Annotated in this window: 10 protein-coding genes; 4 read left to right on the top strand and 6 right to left on the bottom strand. The window is 67.1% G+C overall.

Features of this window, described 5'->3' with window-relative positions; genetic code table 11:
• Window positions 1-129 precede the first annotated feature (129 nt).
• From LQ955_RS10900 to LQ955_RS10890, 3 genes are read right to left on the bottom strand one after another with little or no spacing between them, the layout of a single operon-like run.
• Window positions 130-963 (bottom strand): mycofactocin-coupled SDR family oxidoreductase, encoded by an 834-nt coding sequence (locus LQ955_RS10900; RefSeq protein WP_231024571.1) that lies wholly within the window; start codon window positions 961-963, stop codon window positions 130-132.
• Window positions 964-965: 2 nt separating this feature from the next.
• Window positions 966-1,799: a mycofactocin-coupled SDR family oxidoreductase gene (locus tag LQ955_RS10895; protein ID WP_231024570.1), complete on the bottom strand. Its 834-nt coding sequence runs from the start codon at window positions 1,797-1,799 to the stop codon at window positions 966-968.
• Window positions 1,800-1,854: 55 nt separating this feature from the next.
• Window positions 1,855-2,688, bottom strand: coding sequence for a mycofactocin-coupled SDR family oxidoreductase (locus tag LQ955_RS10890; protein ID WP_231024569.1), 834 nt, complete (start codon window positions 2,686-2,688; stop codon window positions 1,855-1,857).
• A 347-nt stretch (window positions 2,689-3,035) separates the two neighbouring features.
• Between LQ955_RS10890 and LQ955_RS10885 the strand changes: the two genes are divergently transcribed.
• Complete coding sequence (locus tag LQ955_RS10885) at window positions 3,036-4,136, top strand: AI-2E family transporter (protein ID WP_231024568.1); 1,101 nt, start codon at window positions 3,036-3,038, stop codon at window positions 4,134-4,136.
• Window positions 4,137-4,266: 130 nt separating this feature from the next.
• On the opposite strand, the gene LQ955_RS10880 is transcribed toward LQ955_RS10885, so the two are convergent.
• From LQ955_RS10880 to LQ955_RS10870, 3 genes are all read right to left on the bottom strand, one after another.
• A complete protein-coding gene (locus tag LQ955_RS10880) occupies window positions 4,267-7,059 on the bottom strand; it encodes a putative Ig domain-containing protein (protein ID WP_231024567.1) in 2,793 nt (930 codons plus the stop codon).
• Window positions 7,060-7,163: 104 nt separating this feature from the next.
• Window positions 7,164-8,375, bottom strand: coding sequence for a hypothetical protein (locus LQ955_RS10875; RefSeq protein WP_231024566.1), 1,212 nt, complete (start codon window positions 8,373-8,375; stop codon window positions 7,164-7,166).
• Window positions 8,372-9,658: a sensor histidine kinase gene (locus LQ955_RS10870; RefSeq protein ID WP_231024565.1), complete on the bottom strand. Its 1,287-nt coding sequence runs from the start codon at window positions 9,656-9,658 to the stop codon at window positions 8,372-8,374. The genes LQ955_RS10875 and LQ955_RS10870 overlap by 4 nt, the downstream gene beginning before the upstream one ends.
• 47 nt (window positions 9,659-9,705) lie before the next feature.
• Here LQ955_RS10870 and LQ955_RS10865 point away from each other — a divergent pair, with 47 nt between their 5' ends.
• The 3 genes from LQ955_RS10865 to LQ955_RS10855 all read left to right on the top strand — a co-directional run bounded on the left by LQ955_RS10865 (window position 9,706) and on the right by LQ955_RS10855 (window position 16,961).
• Window positions 9,706-10,401, top strand: coding sequence for a response regulator transcription factor (locus LQ955_RS10865; protein WP_231024564.1), 696 nt, complete (start codon window positions 9,706-9,708; stop codon window positions 10,399-10,401).
• Window positions 10,402-10,530: 129 nt separating this feature from the next.
• On the top strand, window positions 10,531-12,288 hold the full coding sequence (locus tag LQ955_RS10860) for a DUF4832 domain-containing protein (protein WP_231024563.1): 1,758 nt from the start codon (window positions 10,531-10,533) through the stop codon (window positions 12,286-12,288).
• A 290-nt stretch (window positions 12,289-12,578) separates the two neighbouring features.
• Window positions 12,579-16,961 (top strand): LPXTG cell wall anchor domain-containing protein, encoded by a 4,383-nt coding sequence (locus LQ955_RS10855; protein WP_231024562.1) that lies wholly within the window; start codon window positions 12,579-12,581, stop codon window positions 16,959-16,961.
• Window positions 16,962-17,032 lie beyond the last annotated feature (71 nt).

The raw sequence follows: 17,032 nt of genomic DNA, 5'->3' as shown, positions 1-17,032 counted from the left end.
CAAGCGGAACTACACCTGAACGTTGAGGGGGAGAGTAGAAGATCAGGTCGCAGCTGAGATCGACGAAGGGCGGGGCGGCTACCAGCAGCCGCCCCGCCCCGATCCGTCTCGAGCCTCTTCGACAGCCGACTACTTCAGGAGCCAGCCCGCATCGACCGGCAGCGCGACGCCCGTGACATACCGGGCCTCGTCTGAGGCGAGAAACAGCAGTGCGTTCGAGATGTCGACCGGCTCGACCCACGGAATGGGCAGCGCGTTCATGGCCGTGAAACGGGGTTCGATGTTCTCGAGCGTCTGCTCGGCGGTCGGCAGATCGGGCGCGAACAGGGCGTAGGTCGCCGCGTTCTTGATCATGTCGGTGTTGACCGTCGTGGGGTTCAGCGTGTTCACCCTGATGTAGTGCGGCGCGAGTTCGAGCGCCAGAGTGCGCATGAGCCCGACCACACCGTGCTTCGCCGACACATAGTGCGGGATGTTCGCCATGCCCTTCAGGCCGGCGTCTGAGCTCGTGAGAATCATCGCCCCGCCGCCCGCGGCCTTCAGGTGCGGAATCGTGGCTTTGGCCACGTGCCAGGCTCCGGTGAGATTGACATCGAGCATGTCTTGCCAGTGCTGCTCGTCGAGCACATCGCTCTCGCCGAAGCTGAAGATGCCGGCGTTGGCCGAGACGATGTCGAGGCGTCCGAGCTGGGCTACGCCGTCGTCAACAGCCGTCTTGACGGCGTCGAAATCACGAACATCCGCTTTTGTCGCAATGATGCGCCGGTCGAGGGCTTCGATCTGGCGCACGGTTTCGGCCATGTCTTCGGGTGTCGACATCCCGTACGGCACGGAGTCGATCTGCCCTTCGATGTCGATAGCGATGATGTCGGCGCCCTCTTGGGCGAGCCGAAGCGCGTGGCTACGGCCTTGTCCGCGAGCAGCGCCTGAGACGAATGCAACTTTGCCTTCTACGCGCCCCATGATCACTTCACCAGCTGACCGGCGTCGACGGGGAAGACCACGCCCGTGATGTAGCGCGCTTCGTCACTGGCGAGAAACAGCACGGCGTTCGAGATGTCGACCGGCTCGACCCAGGGGATCGGAATCGCGTTCATCGTCTTGAACCGCTCACCGAGCACTTCGCGAGTGCGCTCTTCGACCGGCAGGTCGGGGGCGAACAGGGCGGCGGTCGCGGCGTTCTGGATCATGTCGGTATTGACGCTTGTCGGGTTCACCGTATTGACGCGGATCATGTCGGGCGCGAGCTCGAGGGCCAGGGTCTTCATGAGCCCGATGACACCGTGTTTTGCCGCGACGTAGTGCCCGATGTTCGGCACAGCTTTGACGCCCGCAGAGGAGCTGGTGAGGATCATCGATCCGCCCTTGTTCGCGCGAAGGTGCGGAATCGCCGCCTTTGCGGTGTGCCAGACGCCCTTGAGGTTGACGTCTTGCAGTTCATCCCATTCGAGGTCTGTCAGCTCCTCCATGGTGCCGAAGCTGAAGATGCCGGCGTTGGCGGAGACGATGTCGAGCTTGCCGAGCTGGGCTACTCCATCATCCAGTGCCGCCTTGACGGCGTCGAAATCGCGCACGTCTGCTTTCGTGGCGATGATGCGCCGGTCGAGGGCTTCGACCAGGCGCACGGTCTCGTGCATGTCGGCGGGTGTGGCCATGTCGTATGGCACCGTGCCCATTTGGTCTTCGATATCGATCGCGATGATGTCTGCGCCTTCTTGCGCCATTCTCAACGCGTGACTGCGCCCTTGCCCACGTGCGGCCCCGGTGATGAAGGCGACTTTGCCATCCAGTCTTCCCATGATCTTCGTGCTTCTTTCTTTTGTTGTTGGTGGTACTACCGGTGTTTAGGGCCGGCTATTTGATGTTCGAGCCGGCGTCGACCGAGAGGGTCACGCCGGTGATGTAACGGGCCTCGTCAGAGGCGAGAAACAGAACGGCATTCGAAATGTCGATGGCCTCCACCCACGGAATCGGCAGGGCGTTCATGGTCTGCGAAGCCGGCGCGAAATCTTCACGAGTCGGGTGTTCGAGGTCGGGCCGGAACAACCGGTAGGTCGCCTCGTTCTGAATCATGTCGGTGTCGACCTGAGTCGGATGGATGCTGTTCACCCGAATCATGTGCGGCGCGAGTTCTAACGCGAGGGTTCGCATCAGGCCGACCACGCCGTGTTTGGCCGAGACGTACGCGCCGGCATTGGCGTAGGCGCGCAGCCCTGCTGCGGAGCTCGTCAGGATGATCGACCCACCGTTGCCGGCCGCTTTCATGTGCGGAATAGCCGCCTTGGCTGCCCGCCAGACGCCCGAGAGGTTGACGTCGAGCATGTCGGTCCAGACCTCTTCGGGAACGTCTTCGGTGAGCCGAGGCTCGACGCCGATTCCGGCGTTCGCCGAGACGATGTCGAGGCGGCCGAGCTGTGCGACGCCGTCATCTACTGCGGCCTTCAGCGCGGCGAAATCACGAACATCCGCTTTCGTGGCGATGATGCGCCGGTCGAGCGCTTCAACGAGCCGCACGGTTTCAGCCAGGTCGGCTTCGGTCGCCCCGGGGTACGGGATGTTCGGCTGATCTTCGCACGCATCGATCGCGATGATGTCTGCACCCTCTTGGGCGAGCCGAATCGCGTGACTTCGGCCCTGGCCGCGAGCGGCCCCGGTGATGAACGCTACTTTTCCTTCTACACGCCCCATTGCGTGATCCTTCCATCGAGCTAGTCGAGGCCGGGGTTCCGGTCCGGCTGATCCGCTGCACGAGAGGTGTGCGGCGGAAGTCCGTTTCAGTGACGCGGTTCGGTCGTGCGCGTCGCGCCTAGGCTGACGTACCGCGCCGGATGTTCGGCTGCACTGCCGATCTCCGCGTCGTTATTCAGCCTATTGACACCGAGTGCCGGAAGGAAGGGCGGGGAGCCACGATTTTCAGGCTGCGCAGCTGTCACTCTCGCTTGGCGGGGGCAAGGGCTATGAACCGGCGGCTCGGCGAACGATAGTGGAGGGTCTGCGGCACGCTGGGCCGCCGGAAATCGAGAAAGAGGCCACCCTTGTCTGACACCGAGCTACCTGAGGCGCGCGTGCGGCGCGCTATTCCTGTTCCCGTCGATATCGCCGGGCAGTGGGCGTGGCGATTGCTGGCGGTCGCGGCCGTCTTGGCCGTCGTGTTCTATCTCATCGCCACGTTCAAAGAGATCGTGGTGGCGTTTCTCGTTGCGATGCTGATATCGGCGCTGCTGGTGCCGTTCGTGAGCTTTCTGAGCCGGCATCGCTGGCCACGGTGGTTGGCCATCGTTGTGTCGTTGGTGGCTACCTTCGCGATTCTGGGCGCGCTGGTGCTACTCGTCGAGACGCAGGTGCGTGCCGGACTGCCCTCGCTCGAGACTCAGTCGGTGCAGGCGTACAACTCGTTCAAGGCCTTTCTCAAGACGTCACCGCTGCAGGTCGACGACTCGCAGTTCGACGGCTACCTGAATCAGATCGGCTCGGCAGTCTCATCGCACAGCAGCCAACTGTTCTCGGGCGCGCTGACCGTCGGGTCGTCGGCGTTGCACATTCTGACCGGGGCGCTGCTGACCCTGTTCGCCACCATCTTCATTCTCATCGACGGCGCCGGGGTCTGGATGTTCGTCACTCGACTCTTTCCGCGAAGGGCCCGCACGGCCATCGACGGCGCGGGCCACGCAGGCTGGCTGACGCTCACCACCTTCGTTCGGGTGCAGCTGCTGGTTGCGACCGTCGACGCGGTCGGGGTCGGGCTCTTCGCGTTCTTTCTCGGGCTGCCGCTGGCCATTCCGATTGCGATCATCGTCTTTCTGGCGTCGTTCATTCCCGTCGTGGGCGCGATTGCCACGGGCATCATCGCGGTGGCCGTTGCGCTCGTCTTCGTCGGCCCGGTTCAGGCGCTGATCATGCTGGGCGGGGTGTTGCTGGTGCACCTGCTCGAAGCACACGTGCTGCAGCCGCTGGTCATGGGGTCAGCCGTGAAGGTGCATCCCCTCGCCGTGGTCTTCGCGGTGGCCGCAGGTACGCTGCTGGCGGGCATCCCGGGGGCTCTCTTCGCGGTGCCGACCATCGCTGTGCTCAACGTGATGGTGAACTTCATCGCCAGCGGGCGCTGGCGGAAGATCGAGAGCGAACCCGCGGCCTGACGGGGGCTCGCTTCAGTGCCAGCGGTTCGTCGTAGCGTGACGGAATGACAGATGGTGCACTGGTTCTCGCCGGCGGCGGTCTCTCGGGAATTGCCTGGGAGACGGGAGTGCTTCTGGGCATTCTCGAAGCTCAGCGCAGTCGGCTGCGACGCCGGAGCGCAAAGAGGAGCGCGCCGAGGAGGAGCACGGCGACACCGAAGGGCACCGCGAGTCCGGCGCTCCAACCAGTCGCGGCGAGGTGGCTGGGCTTCGAGGCGGCAGCTGGAGCCGGAGTTGACGACCCGGCCGGGGGAGTCGATGTCGAAGCTGCCGCAGCGACCGTCAGCGTCTTCAGCTGGGCCGGGGTCGAGGCATCCGTCAGGTTCGCGACAGCGATCACCACGGTGCCCGCCTCAGTGGGGGTGCCACTCAGTTGGCCCGTGGCGGCGTCGAGGGTCAGGCCGAGCAGCGACGGAACGCGGGGCTGGCCGGCCGGCGCGGCGGGGTCGGTGTCGAGGGGAACGCCGTTCTCTCCGGGCTGCACGGCAGGAAGGCGTCCGATCTGCACGTCGGTGCCGAGCGAGACGGCGGTCGCTGCCGAGTAGGGCACACCGACCGTCGCTGAGGGCAGGGGCGCCGTGCTGAGTACGGTCGCGACATCCGTCGTCGTCAGAGTGAACGTTTGAGAGAACTCGGGGGTCACGAGAGTGAGCAGCGTGACGCCGTCTTCGGTCGGGGTGCCTGACAGGATGCCCGTGGCCGGGTCGAAGGCGAGGCCGCCGGCGATGTCGCCCACCAGCGTGGGAGCCACGGCCGCGGTCTGCCCCGCGGCCGGGTCGGCGAGGAGCGCCGCCGAGAACGGAGTGCCCACGGTCGCAGTGAGAGAAGTCGATGCCACACCGAGCGCGGTCGGGTCGCGGTCGAAGACCCGCAGCGTGAAGTCGCGCGTCGTGACCGGGCCGCCGTCGCCGGGAGTGTCGGTGACGGTGAACGTCACCTCACCCGTCGAGGTGGGCGTGCCCGAGAGCAGGCCGTCGGGCGACATTGTGAGTCCGCGGAGGGCCGACTGGTTGGTCGTGAGGTTCATCCTGGTGCCGGGAGACGTGACGAGTTTCTGCGAGTACGGCATTCTGGTGTGTGCGTCGGGAAGCCATCCCGTGAAGTTCGTGGCGAACCGGTCGGGCGCCGTGCCGGTGCGGGCGACGACAAGCGCCTCGAGATCGGCGCGAACGGGCGCCGACTCAAGACGGGTTGTGGGCCCCTCTTCACGCACGTTGACGCCCACGTAGAGGTCTTGACCTGCTTTGTACAACGACGGGATGACCCGCAGAGTCGGCCCCGTCTCATTCGGTATAGGCGTCTCAGCGGTCGAGCCGGCCGGCTTGGTGTACCACTCGTAGCTGTAGACGCGGGCGGTGGAATCGGCGCCGGTCGTCCAGGTGCCGGGGCAGGCTGTCAGCACGGTGTCGACCATGCCGGAGCTGGTCTGCGTGGGGGTCGGCGGGGTGGCGCAGGTGTTGGTGCCGGAGACGATCCAGGGGCGCTGCGTGTTCGTCGACGCCGGGGTGGCGGTGCACGACTTGTTCGAGCGGGTCGCGATCGCGGTGTTGGTGAGGCCGCCGGTGATGGGCAGCGTGCTGCTGGCGGGAATGGTCCAGGCCATGGCACCGGGCCGCACGGCAGGCGTACCGATGTCGAGCTTCCAGGTGCCCGTGAGGTTCACCGTATCTGCCTGCCAGACGTTCATGAGCGTCATGCCGTCGGCGACAGTCTGGGTGTACGACTGCGAGTTGCCGACATGGTCTTGGCGGGTGTCGACGAAGCTGCCGTTGATGCTGAATTCGCCGCCGTAGGTCACCGACATGATGTCGCTGTAACTATTTTTCGCCTCGACGCTGACCTTGATGCCGAGGCCCGCGCCCCACTGCACGGTGTGGTCGTAACCGGCGGTGCTGCCGACAGTGATCGACTCGTCCCTCCCGGTGAGGTTCGTCTGTTTGGGCAGATTCTTGTCGGCTCCCGTGCCGCAGCCCAGCAACACCGTACCGGCGGTTCCCATGGTGAGCGCGCGGCCACGGCCGGGGATGAGCCACTCCTGCTGCGGGTCGTTGGCGAATTTCACGAGGCAGGGAGCGTTCTCGGGGGTCGACTGTGTCGTGCTGCCGCACTGCTGCGTGGCGTAGGTTATCGCGGTGTTGAGAATGGCCGTCCAGCGCGCCGGCACGTTGTCTTCCCAGTACTCGTCGGCCACGCGAAACTGCTGCTTCGGGTCGGCTGGGTCGCATTTCTTCTGCTGGGCGAAGTTCTGGGGAATGTCGTCAGGCAGTGATCCGTTCGCCGGGAACAGCCCGCCCTCCTTGCTGCTCAGGCACTCCTTGCCGCTGGAGCTCACGATGGCGAACCATTGGTCGTTGTCTCGGGCGGCCTCGTGATCGGGTGTCGGGCCGGCGACCGGAGTCGGGCTGGAGGGCACGAGGTAGAAGTACTGCGACGGGTCTTCACGGCAGTCATCGGGCACGGCGAAGGTGCGCAATTCGGGAAAACCATCGAGTGACCAGGTGTCGAGGCAGCTCCCGTCGATTTCGAACTTCACGCGGCCGTCGGCGGCGACACCGATGGTGAACCGCGCATCGTGGCGCTGGCCCCAGCTGTCGGGGGCGTTGCGCACCTGAATCTGTATGTCTTTCAGTACGTTGATCGTGTTCACCGCAGCCGTGGGGGCGGCGGGGGCGGCGACGGTGCTGGCCGATGCCGCGGTTGCGGTAGGCGCCGATGCCGCGGGTGCGGTCAGGGTGGATGCCTCGGCAGCGCTGGGAACGGATGCAGCGGCCGACTCCGCAGCGGCGATGCTGCCGCCCGTAGCGATGACGGCGGCGCAGGCGGCGATAGCCACGGCGCGCAGCACGCGGCGCAGCGGCGCGGGCGCGGAAGATCGGGTGCTCATGGTCTGCAGAGTGGCACGCGGCGCGGGTGCCTGTATACGCGAGCAGTACCCCCCTTTGGGGTCTGCGGTTCGGCGTCTGGGGGCTCAGGATGCTCGGGGCAGGGTCAGTCGAGCTCGATAGCCACGAGCATCCGTCCTGCCGCGAGGTCGGCCGTGTGCCGGCCGAGTTGCACGAACATCGGCCACACCGCTGGGTCGATGGGCTGCCGGTGGGTGCTGACCAGGGTGAACACCACTGCGGCCGGAGAGTCGATGAAGGTCAGTTGCAAGGTCGGCTGCGCGACGGGCGCTCCGCTCGTGGCGCCCGTCGCGATCGCGGCCGACGCGGCAGGCGCCGTGGCCACGCACAGCCAGACGAGGGCCAGCAGGGTGCGCCGGCGCTCGGGGTCGAGTCGCGCCGCGAGTGCCAAGGGGTCGTCGATGCGCACGGCGCGGGTGAGGGCATCCGATTCGCCCACGGCGATCTGCAGCCAGGTCTGCGTGTGGTCGAGAGTGAGCGCGTGCCGCAGGGCGTCGCCGAGCACACCGGCGGCGGTTGCCATCGAAGCGTCGATCGGCTGGTCGGCGGGCAGGTGCGCCACCTCGGTGAGCAGGCGTTCGGAGTCGGCGTCGAGGCGGCGCAGATCGGAGACGGCGAGCACGCTGTGCCCGAGCGCCGGCACCGCGAAGAGGCTCTCGGTGACCGCCTGGTCGATTCGCGTCGCGAGGTGCCGGTCGGTGGCATGGATCATGGAGATACCTGCGGCCACCGGAGTGAGACCGAGCAGAAAGGCCGTCACGACGGTCGACAGACTTGACGCATCGATGGACCAGCCGAGCGTAACCGTGACGACTCCGGTCGCCGCGAGGATGCCCGCGCCGACGACGCTGCGCCGCAGCGGCTGATACGGCAGGCAGACGAACAGGCACGCGCCGAGGCCGATGGGCGCCGTCGGGTACAGCGAAGCAGATCCGTCGCCGAGCGCGAACGACCAGAGGTCGGCGACGACCGCCAGCACACCGGCAGCCAGCACGAGGTGCGAGAAGCGGGCCGGAAGCACTCCGCCGCTCATCCGGGCGGCCAGCACGGCAGTGGCGAAGGCGAGCACGATGAGCGCCCAGGCGACGAGCGAGAGCCAGCGGCCCGGCTGATCCGACCACGACCAGGCGAGCGACGCCAGGCCTCGCGCGAGCACGAATCCGGCGAGGGCGGTGAAGGCGAGCCCCAGGTAACCGGCGCTCACCGAGCGGTCGCGGCGAATGCGGGCGCGAAGCCGGTCGAGCGCGGCAGGGCCGCCGCGGTGGGCTGCGAGCAGTTGCTCCAGAGTGCTGCTCATCGGGGCACCTCGAGCAGCACCGTCGTGCCGCGCCCGGGTGAGGAGAACACGCGCGTCGTACCGCCGACCGAGCGGATGCGCGCCTCCACCGACTGGGTCAGGCCGAGCCGGCCGCTCGGCACCGAGCCGGGTTCGAACCCGACGCCGGTATCGGTGACCACGGCCCTCATCCGTGCGGTCTCGCGGGTGATGGTGACCTCGGCACGCCGCTGCCCCGAGTGCCGCCGCACATTCTCGAGGCATTCGGCGACGGCTCGCACGAGGGCATCCTGTTGGGTGAACGGGGCGTCGACGCCGCGTGCACCGTGCCAGTCGATGTCGAAGCCGTGAGCGAACCCCCAGTCGTCGACTGCGGCCCACGGCGACGCGAGTTCGGCCCCTGCCTCGGGGCTCGGCGGGGCACCGGATGCCCGGGGTGCCGCCAGCGCGCCAGCACCGTCGAGCATCCCGACTGCGCCGGGCGCTGCGGATGAGCCGGATGGCGAGGGCACGGCGCCGCGGGCAGCGTCGTGCGTTCCGTGCGTTCCGTGCGTTCTCAGCCGCTCGAGCAGCGCGCTGTCGGCGGCCGCTTGCGCTCGCAGCGCGTCGGGGCGCACTCCTTTGCCCTCGCCGGCCACGAGCGTGAGCGTTGCGAGAACGGTGTCGTGCATCATCCGTGCACCGAATCGCAGCTCGGCTTCGGCCTCGGTGAAGCGGCGTTCGGCGGCGAAGCCCTGCTTCAGGCGTTGCACGCCCGCATCCGCTCGCCGCTCGCTGGCCGTCAGCCAGATTCCTGCGCCGGTGAGAGCCGCCCAGCCGCCGACGATGGCGATCACGACGAACAGGGCCCGCCCGTACGGCGCCGTGGCGAGAGCCGCGAGCACCGCGACGGGTACCGCGGCGAGCGTCGCTATCGAGACGAGGGCGCGAATTGTCATGCCCCGGCGCCCCGCGACGGCTACGAGCAGGGAGGGAACGGTGAGAGAGGAGACCGCCGTGACGGTCGCTAGTGTCGACGGGTCGTCGACTCCCGAGCCGGGCAGCAGAAACGTCGCCAGGGTCGCGAGTCCGGCCGCATAGACGAGCACGATCCACGTGGTTGTGCCTCGAAGCGGCACCAGCGAGAACCCGAGAATGACGAGCGCCAGCCCGACGAGCGCGGGGGCGAATGCCGGGACGCGGGCGAACTCGGGCAGAATGAGGTTGAGCGCCGCCGAGAGGGCGAAGATCACCCCGAAGCGACGCGCACACACCACAGCGAGGCCGGGCCGCTCGGCAGAGGCCGTCGCTTCGAGAGGTATCACGGCAGCGCACCGATGCGCGACGGGAGTCGGGTCACGAGTATGAACATATGACAGAAACCGCCAGCCCGGGCATCCGGCTCGCGATCGTCGACGACCACCGCATGCTGCTCGCCGCCCTGACCGAGTGGATGAAGGGTGCCGCCGACGACATCACGCTCGTCGCCGCTGTCGCCTCGTGGACCGATCTGCTAGCGCATCCGGAGTTTCCGGTCGACGCGGTGCTGCTTGATCTCGACCTCAAAGACGACCTGCCGGTCTCGGTGAAACTGCGCGCTCTCGACACCGCCGGCGTCGCAACCGTGGTGATGAGCACGTACTCCGACCCGGCCGTGGTGCGTGAGGCGCTCGCGGCCGGGGCGAAGGGCTACCTCGTGAAGAGCGAAGGGGCCGAGACCATCGTGCTGGCCGTGCGCGCAGCCGTTTGCGGCGAGCGGTTCGTGTCGCCGAAGCTCGCCGCACAGCTCGACGCGGTGGCAGGGATGCCCGAACTCTCGCTGCGAGAGCGGCAAGTCATGGCGCTCTACAGCTCGGGCGAGTCGGCGAAGCGCATCGCCGCCGCACTGCGCATCACCGAGCACACCGCCAAGTCCGACCTCAAGCGCATCCGCTCGAAGTACCGGGAGGCGGGAATCGACATCTCGGCCAAGGTCGCCATGCGCACGCAGGCCATCGCCGACGGCCTCATCATCGATGTCGACCGCCCCTCGTCGCCGGCGTCGTCGCCCGAGGAGCTTCGCGGCTAGGAGAAACTCCTAGTGGCGGGCAGACGCGGCCGTGCCATGCTGAGGGCGGTCGGGCTTCACGAGGGGGAAGATGTGCTGATTTCACGCAGGCGGCGCGCCGGGGGTACCGGTGGCGGGAATCATCGCACCATGGTGACGGCCTCTCTCGTCATCACGGTCGCGGCGATCGTGATCGGTCTCGCGACGCCGGCGATGGCGGCCGTCGGGGGGAGCGTCGACGACCCCACACAGACCTCGGACAGCCGGCTCACCTACACCTATCAAGCCTCCGACGCCGACATCAAAAACCCCGAGCGCGGGCTGTATACCTCGTTCAACTCGACCTGGGACATGACGGATTCGCGGCTCGCCAACGTGGCCAAGAACGGCCAGACTATCGTGCACTTCGGCATCGATCTCTCGGACTACCGCACACGGGTCATCGATACCACGCTGCAGCTGAGCATTCAGGCGGCGTTCGACGGGCTGCGAAAATACGGTCTCAAGGGGTGGGTGCACATCACGTACAGCCCGGACTTCGATCCCAACGCCGGCCCGAACGGCACGAAGTACCTCACGAGCTGCCTGGATCCGACCAAGGTCTACCCCGTCGATCAGGTTCCGTCGAACGTCGACACCACCCTCGCGTGGGTACAGACGCACTTGAGCGAGCTGAAGGGCACGCTCGCTCACAACGATGACGCGATCATGGGATTCGATGCCGGGATGATCGGCGAATGGGGCGAGTGGCACTGCTCGGCGCATCAGCTGCTGGCGCCGGGCAACAAAGAGAAGGTGATCGCCGCGCTGCTCGAGAACCTGCCGGCCGACAAGCAGATCGCGCTGCGTCATCCGTATGACGTGATCGACCCCGCCGTGTACGGCGTTCAGGGCCCGTCGATCACGTGGTCCGACGCCTCCAGCCGGTTCACCGACTACCAGGACTGCTACGCCTCGTTGTCACCCTCGGACGAGGGAACCTGGGTGACCAACCTGACGAACGAACCCAAGGCCGACCAGGCTGAGATCTCGAAGCTGAAGGCAGACATCGGGGTTCTCGGGGAGAGCCACATCATCGGCGGCAATGCCTGCAGAAGCAGCGAGCGCTCGACCTGCCCGGTCGCTGTGACCGGCAGCCCGGATCCGGGTGACACGACCCCCTTCCCTTTGCTAGCCGACGCCCCTGAGCTGCCCAACATGCATTTCACCTACCTCAACGGCAGCATGAATCCCAAGGAGACCGCCAATTCGGACTATGTCGAGGGCGGATGCTGGGAACAGATCACGAATGATCTGGGGTACCGGCTGCAGCTGACGAGCGCCGAACTGCCCGCGACCGTCGCCCCCGACGCGACCGAGCACGTGACCATCGCACTCGCGAACGTGGGCTGGGCCTCGATCGTCCACCCGCGCGCCGCTTATCTCGTGCTCGACGGCGCAAGCGGAAAGTATCGCATTCCGCTCGTAGCCGATCCCCGGAGCTGGGCCGCTGGTTCGAGTTCGACCATCGATGAAGATGTCACCATGCCGGCCGATCTCGCCGTCGGCGAGTACAGTGCAGCACTCTGGCTTCCCGATGCCTCCGACACGCTCCGCGACGACCCCTCCTACGCCGTGCAGTTCGCGAACTCCGGCACCTGGAACGCGGCCGAGGGGTACAACGTGCTCGGCACCGTGAGTGTTGCAGCGAGCATCCCGACCCCCACGCCGACGCCGACACCCGCGCAGACCCCGAACGCAACCCCAGTGCCCGCGGCTGCTGCTGCCACGGCCGCACCCGCCGCATCAGCAGCTCTGGCGGCGACCGGATACGTCGCGGCGCCGTCGATCATCGCGCTCGGAGTGGCCGCCGTCGCGCTGATCGTCGGTGCGATGGTCGTGAGTCTGCGGTCGAGACGTCGCACATAGGCGGCGCTGACGAAGTCACCCCAGGAAGGAACAGCGACGGTGGTTGTGGAGAAGTCGCCGACGCCCGCGAGGCGGGTTGCTTCTTGACTCACGGCGGCGGCATCGTTGAAACTGAGGGAGCGGTCACCGGGGGAGACACGGCGACGCGTGCACCTGCAACGCGGCGGGTGTGAGGGCCGATGAGAAAGACCAGCATGCTCAGACGTGGGGGCGCACATCGCGCGCAAGGGGCCGGCCGCCGAAGTGCCGGCCGCCGAAGTGCCGATGGCCGAGGGGCCGACCGTCACCGGATGCTCGGGGGAGTCGTCATCGCTGCCGGCGCCGTGTTGATCGCGCTAGCGGTTCCGTCGGTGGCCCAGGCGAACGCACCGGGGGCTGTCACGCACGTCGACACCACTGCTCCGCAGGCGACGGTGCCTGTCGACGCCATGAACGGGGAGCGCACCATTCTGCCCTCCGACCAGCTTCTACTCACCAATACGACGACCGGGTCGCAGACCTGGGCTCAGACCGACCCGAGCAACACGACGGTGCAGACCGTCGGGGGTGACCCGTCGACGTCTCCGGCCCGTGCGGGTCGAGCGCCGCTCACGACACAGGGAGTGTCGGTGGCCGGCCACTTCACGTCGCCGTTCGCCGAGCGCACCCTCGCTCTGCAGGCTACTTCTGCGGGGCCGGATGACCCGGTCATCCAGCTGTCGTCGACGAACGATTCTGCCGAGTGGCAGAACGCCGATTGGAACACGATCGGCGAAGACTTTCTCGAACCGCTTCCGGTGGGCCAGACGATGCTGCTCAAGAAGCAGGAGTCCGATCAGGTCGTCACGAACACCGCAGCCGAGCTGTCAGAGCCGATGGGGTCGCAGATCGCTGTGAGCGACATTCAGTCGACGTCGCCCGCACCCATCGAGCAGTGGTCGGTGCTCGATGCCGGAACACAGGGCGGGCAGCAACTCGTGCGTTTCGCCAGCCGAGCAGACGGCACGTGCCTCACCCCGTTCGGCAGCACCGCCGGGTCGCCTGTCGGCGTCGACTTCTGCGACGCCTCGAACGCGGCGCAGGTCTGGATGCCCGTGACCTCCGCCGACTCGTCGGGCACCTATTGCTTCTTGCGTAATGTGTCGACCGGCCTCGACCTGACCCTCGACAACTCGTTCGCGAATCTCGTTCTGGCAACACCCACGCCGGGAATCACGAACAGCTGGCGGTTCAACAGGCTCATCCAGCCGTCGGCGATTCCGCCCTCGTGGTCTGCGGCGGGTAGCCTGCCCGCGACCCTGAACCCGGCGTTCGACCTCGTGGCCGCAGACCTCAACCAGGTCACGGCGGCCGACGGTCTGCCGCGTGACGAAGCGGCGGTCGCCTACGCCGATTCGAGCGGAGCACTGCAGGTTCGGGTGCTCGACTACAACGTCGGCCCGGGCCCGCTCGTGGTCACCGCGCCCTCGTCGACCCTCCCGAGCGCCGGGCCCGGCCCGATCACCGTGAAGGCGGCCGATGTCGACGGAGACAGCATTCCCGAACTGATCGTCACCTACACCGATGCCCAGGGTGCCGTCAGTGCGGAATTCCTGCGTTACAGAACGCCCGCGTCGGGCGGTACCAGCCTCGACGTCGTGGCCGGCCCGGTGTCGCTCGGGTTCGGCACATCGACGGCCGACGTATCGGTCGGCGCGGCGACGTGGGACTTCAACAACGACGGCACGCCCGATTTGGCCTACGCGGCGGTCGACCCCAGCACGCAGCAACCGGTACTGCATTACGTGTTTCTGACCCCGAGCTTCGGGGTCGATCACGTGCTCGACGAGCAGGTTTCGTCGGAGGCGGTGGTGCAGCCGGCCGAGGGGCAGCACAGCACTCTGGCGCTCGCGACGGGAGCGTTCGCCGGCCCGCAAGCGGGCGCCGCCGTGCGGCAGCTTGCCCTCGCGTGGCAGACCGCGTCTGGGTCGTATCTCGACGTGTTCGCCTACGCTCCGCCGACGCAGGCGGCCACCGAGTCGGTCGACCGCGTGCTCACCTCGTCGGGTGATCCGATCAAGCTGAACGAGGCATCGCCCCTGCAGACGCCGGGACTCTCGTTGGCCGTGGGCGGATTCGCCGAGGGCGGCGGAGCCGCGCAAGCCGCCACCTGGGGAATCGCCGTGTCGACCTACTCCGGCACACCGTCGAGCGGCACCGCCACGATTTCGCTCGTGCAACCCGGGTCGCCGTCGCCGACGAGCAACACCTTCACCGTGCCCGGTTCGGGAGTGTACGCTCTGACGGCGTTCGATCGCAGCGGTGACAGCCTGGTGGTGGGGCCGCCGGTGGTCTTCACCGTTCAGCAGCTGGTATCGACGACCCTGGTGGCCGGGCAGCCGCCCGCGCATTCCGACTGGCTGAACGGCGCCTTTCAGAACGTGTCACGAAATCAGGACTTCTACGTGCAGCTCGGCAACTCATCGACGTCGAGTTACACCTCGTCGAACGAGCAGACGTCGAGCACGAATTACGGCGTCTCGGCGAGCGCGCAGACGACCGAGACCGTCACCGAGGGCATTCCCGATATCGACGGCGGTTCAGAGAGTGTCGGGGTGAAGGCGAGCCTGGGTTTCAAGTGGGGTTCGAGTTCGGACTCGACTGCGAGCAGCACGAGCACGCAGACGACGTCGGTGACTCAGGCGACTCAAGACGACGACATCGTGAACGGCCAGATTCAGAATCTCAGCGTCTACCGCTATCCCGTGCTGAGTCGCGACGGTTACAACACGACGTCGTCGGCGAGTTGCACGGCCGGTTGTTACGGCTACTGGGATGTCGTCATTCCCGGCTCCATCGACCCCGTCTCGGGGTCGGGTAAATCGTTCGACTGGTACCAGCCCGAATGGCAGAACGGAAACGCCATCTCGTATCCGCAGATCTCGCAGACCGGCGGCCCGGTGCCGACACCCGACCTCGGCACCTATCAGCCGCTCGACTCGACCGGTGCTCCGCTCGGGCCGCCGGTCACGAACGCGCTCGCCAACCAGTTGATCGACATCGGAGGCACCACCTATGCCCAGAGCATCGGGCTCACCAACGGTTCTTCGGCATCGGATTCGGAATCGACGAACCTGGCCTGGAACGCGAGCCTCCAGGTGACGGCGGGCATCAAGGCGGCCGTCGGAGTTCCGGGCGAGGCGGGCGGGCAGACTGACACCACCCTCAGCGCCGGCTTCAACACGGATTCGTCGTTCACGGGCACCACCACCTCGTCGAACACCAGCTCGCACACCAGCAGCTTCAAGGTGAACGTGCCCGAGGTCGACGCGAACAAGGGCTACCAGTTCGGCCTCGCCTATTACTACAGCCAGAGCGGCACTCCAGAGGTCGGCTATGCGGTCAACCTCGACAACGGCGCCGACGGTTCGGAGTGGTGGTTGCAGCACTACGGGCAGCAGTCCGATCCGGCGCTCAACCTCGCGTACTCGACCGTGCTCACCTACGACGACAACCTGCCGAACTACCTCGGCCAGACGATGTGGAACGGCCTCTCAGACCGGCAGCAGATCCGCGGGTTCTCTGCGCGGCATCCGCTCGACCCGTCGTCTCCGGTGACCTCGGGTGCGATCTACGCCGGGGCGCCGCAGGTCGGCGATCCCGTCGTGTTCGACGTGGAGGTTCACAACTACAGTCTGATCGCGACTCCGAGCCCCGTGACGGTCGACTTCTACGCCGTACCCGTGGATGCTCTGGGCCTCAACGTGACCGGAGCGCCCGTGCCGATCGGCCAATCGACCGTCGCCTCACTCGGCCCGCAATCGGTGGCGACCGTGTCGTCCCCGCAGTGGACCGCCGCCGGCACCGCCGCTGGCGGTTCGCAGAACTGGCGAGTGTTCGTGGTACTCGATAAGAACAACGCGATTCCCGAGGTGCACGAGTGGGCCGGCAACGGCTCCGACACCTGCCCGGCGTCGTCGATCGACTCCGCAACCTCGGCGAACGGGCTGCTGACCGACCCGATGACCGGGCAGACCGAGACACTCGCCTGCGGCCAGAACAACCAGGGGTACGGCACCATCAATGTGCAGGCTGCGCCGGCGACGACGGATGCCGCCACCGCAACGGCTCTGGCCGGTGTGCATCTCACGGGTGCCGGTGCGGTGACGTCGAGCCCCGACGACCTGACGCTCGACGAGAACTCCGCCATTCCGACTCTCACGCAGAATCAGCGCAGCACGCTGCTGGTGCGGGCGGGAGCCGACACCGACTCGGCCGACTACCAGCACGTGCTCGTTTATGACGGATCACCCCAGGAGGGCAAGCTCGTCGCCACGACCACGATGCAGGGAGTGCGCGCCGATGGTCAGTCGACCGCGTCGTTCGCCTACACCCCGACGACCACCGGCGTTCACGAATTGCACGAGGTCATCCTCGGCACCGACACGGCGGGCGGCAACGACGAGCAGATCGTGCGGGTCAACGTCGTCGCGGGCGGCGGACATTCGGGCGGTGGCGGTGATGGCGGTTCGGCCGGGGGCGGAGCATCCACAGGCGACGCCTCGACCGGCACCCACCAGGCGTCAGGCGTGCACGCTCTTGCTGCTACCGGCGATCAGTCCGCTCTCTGGTTTCTCGTGGCCGGAGTTGCGTTGGTGCTGGGGGGAGTGCTGTTGCGCGTCGTTCGGCGTCGTCGCCGGGCATCCGGAGCATGACGTTCGAGCATCGACAACCTGAACACCGTCGAGACGGCCGCCGCTGAATCAGCGCGAAGAGTAGCGTGGGC

The organism is Subtercola endophyticus, assembly GCF_021044565.1.
Classification (GTDB): domain Bacteria; phylum Actinomycetota; class Actinomycetes; order Actinomycetales; family Microbacteriaceae; genus Subtercola; species Subtercola endophyticus.
The sequence above is the reverse complement of the archived record's forward strand: the minus strand, read 5'-3'. Positions and strand labels throughout refer to the sequence as shown.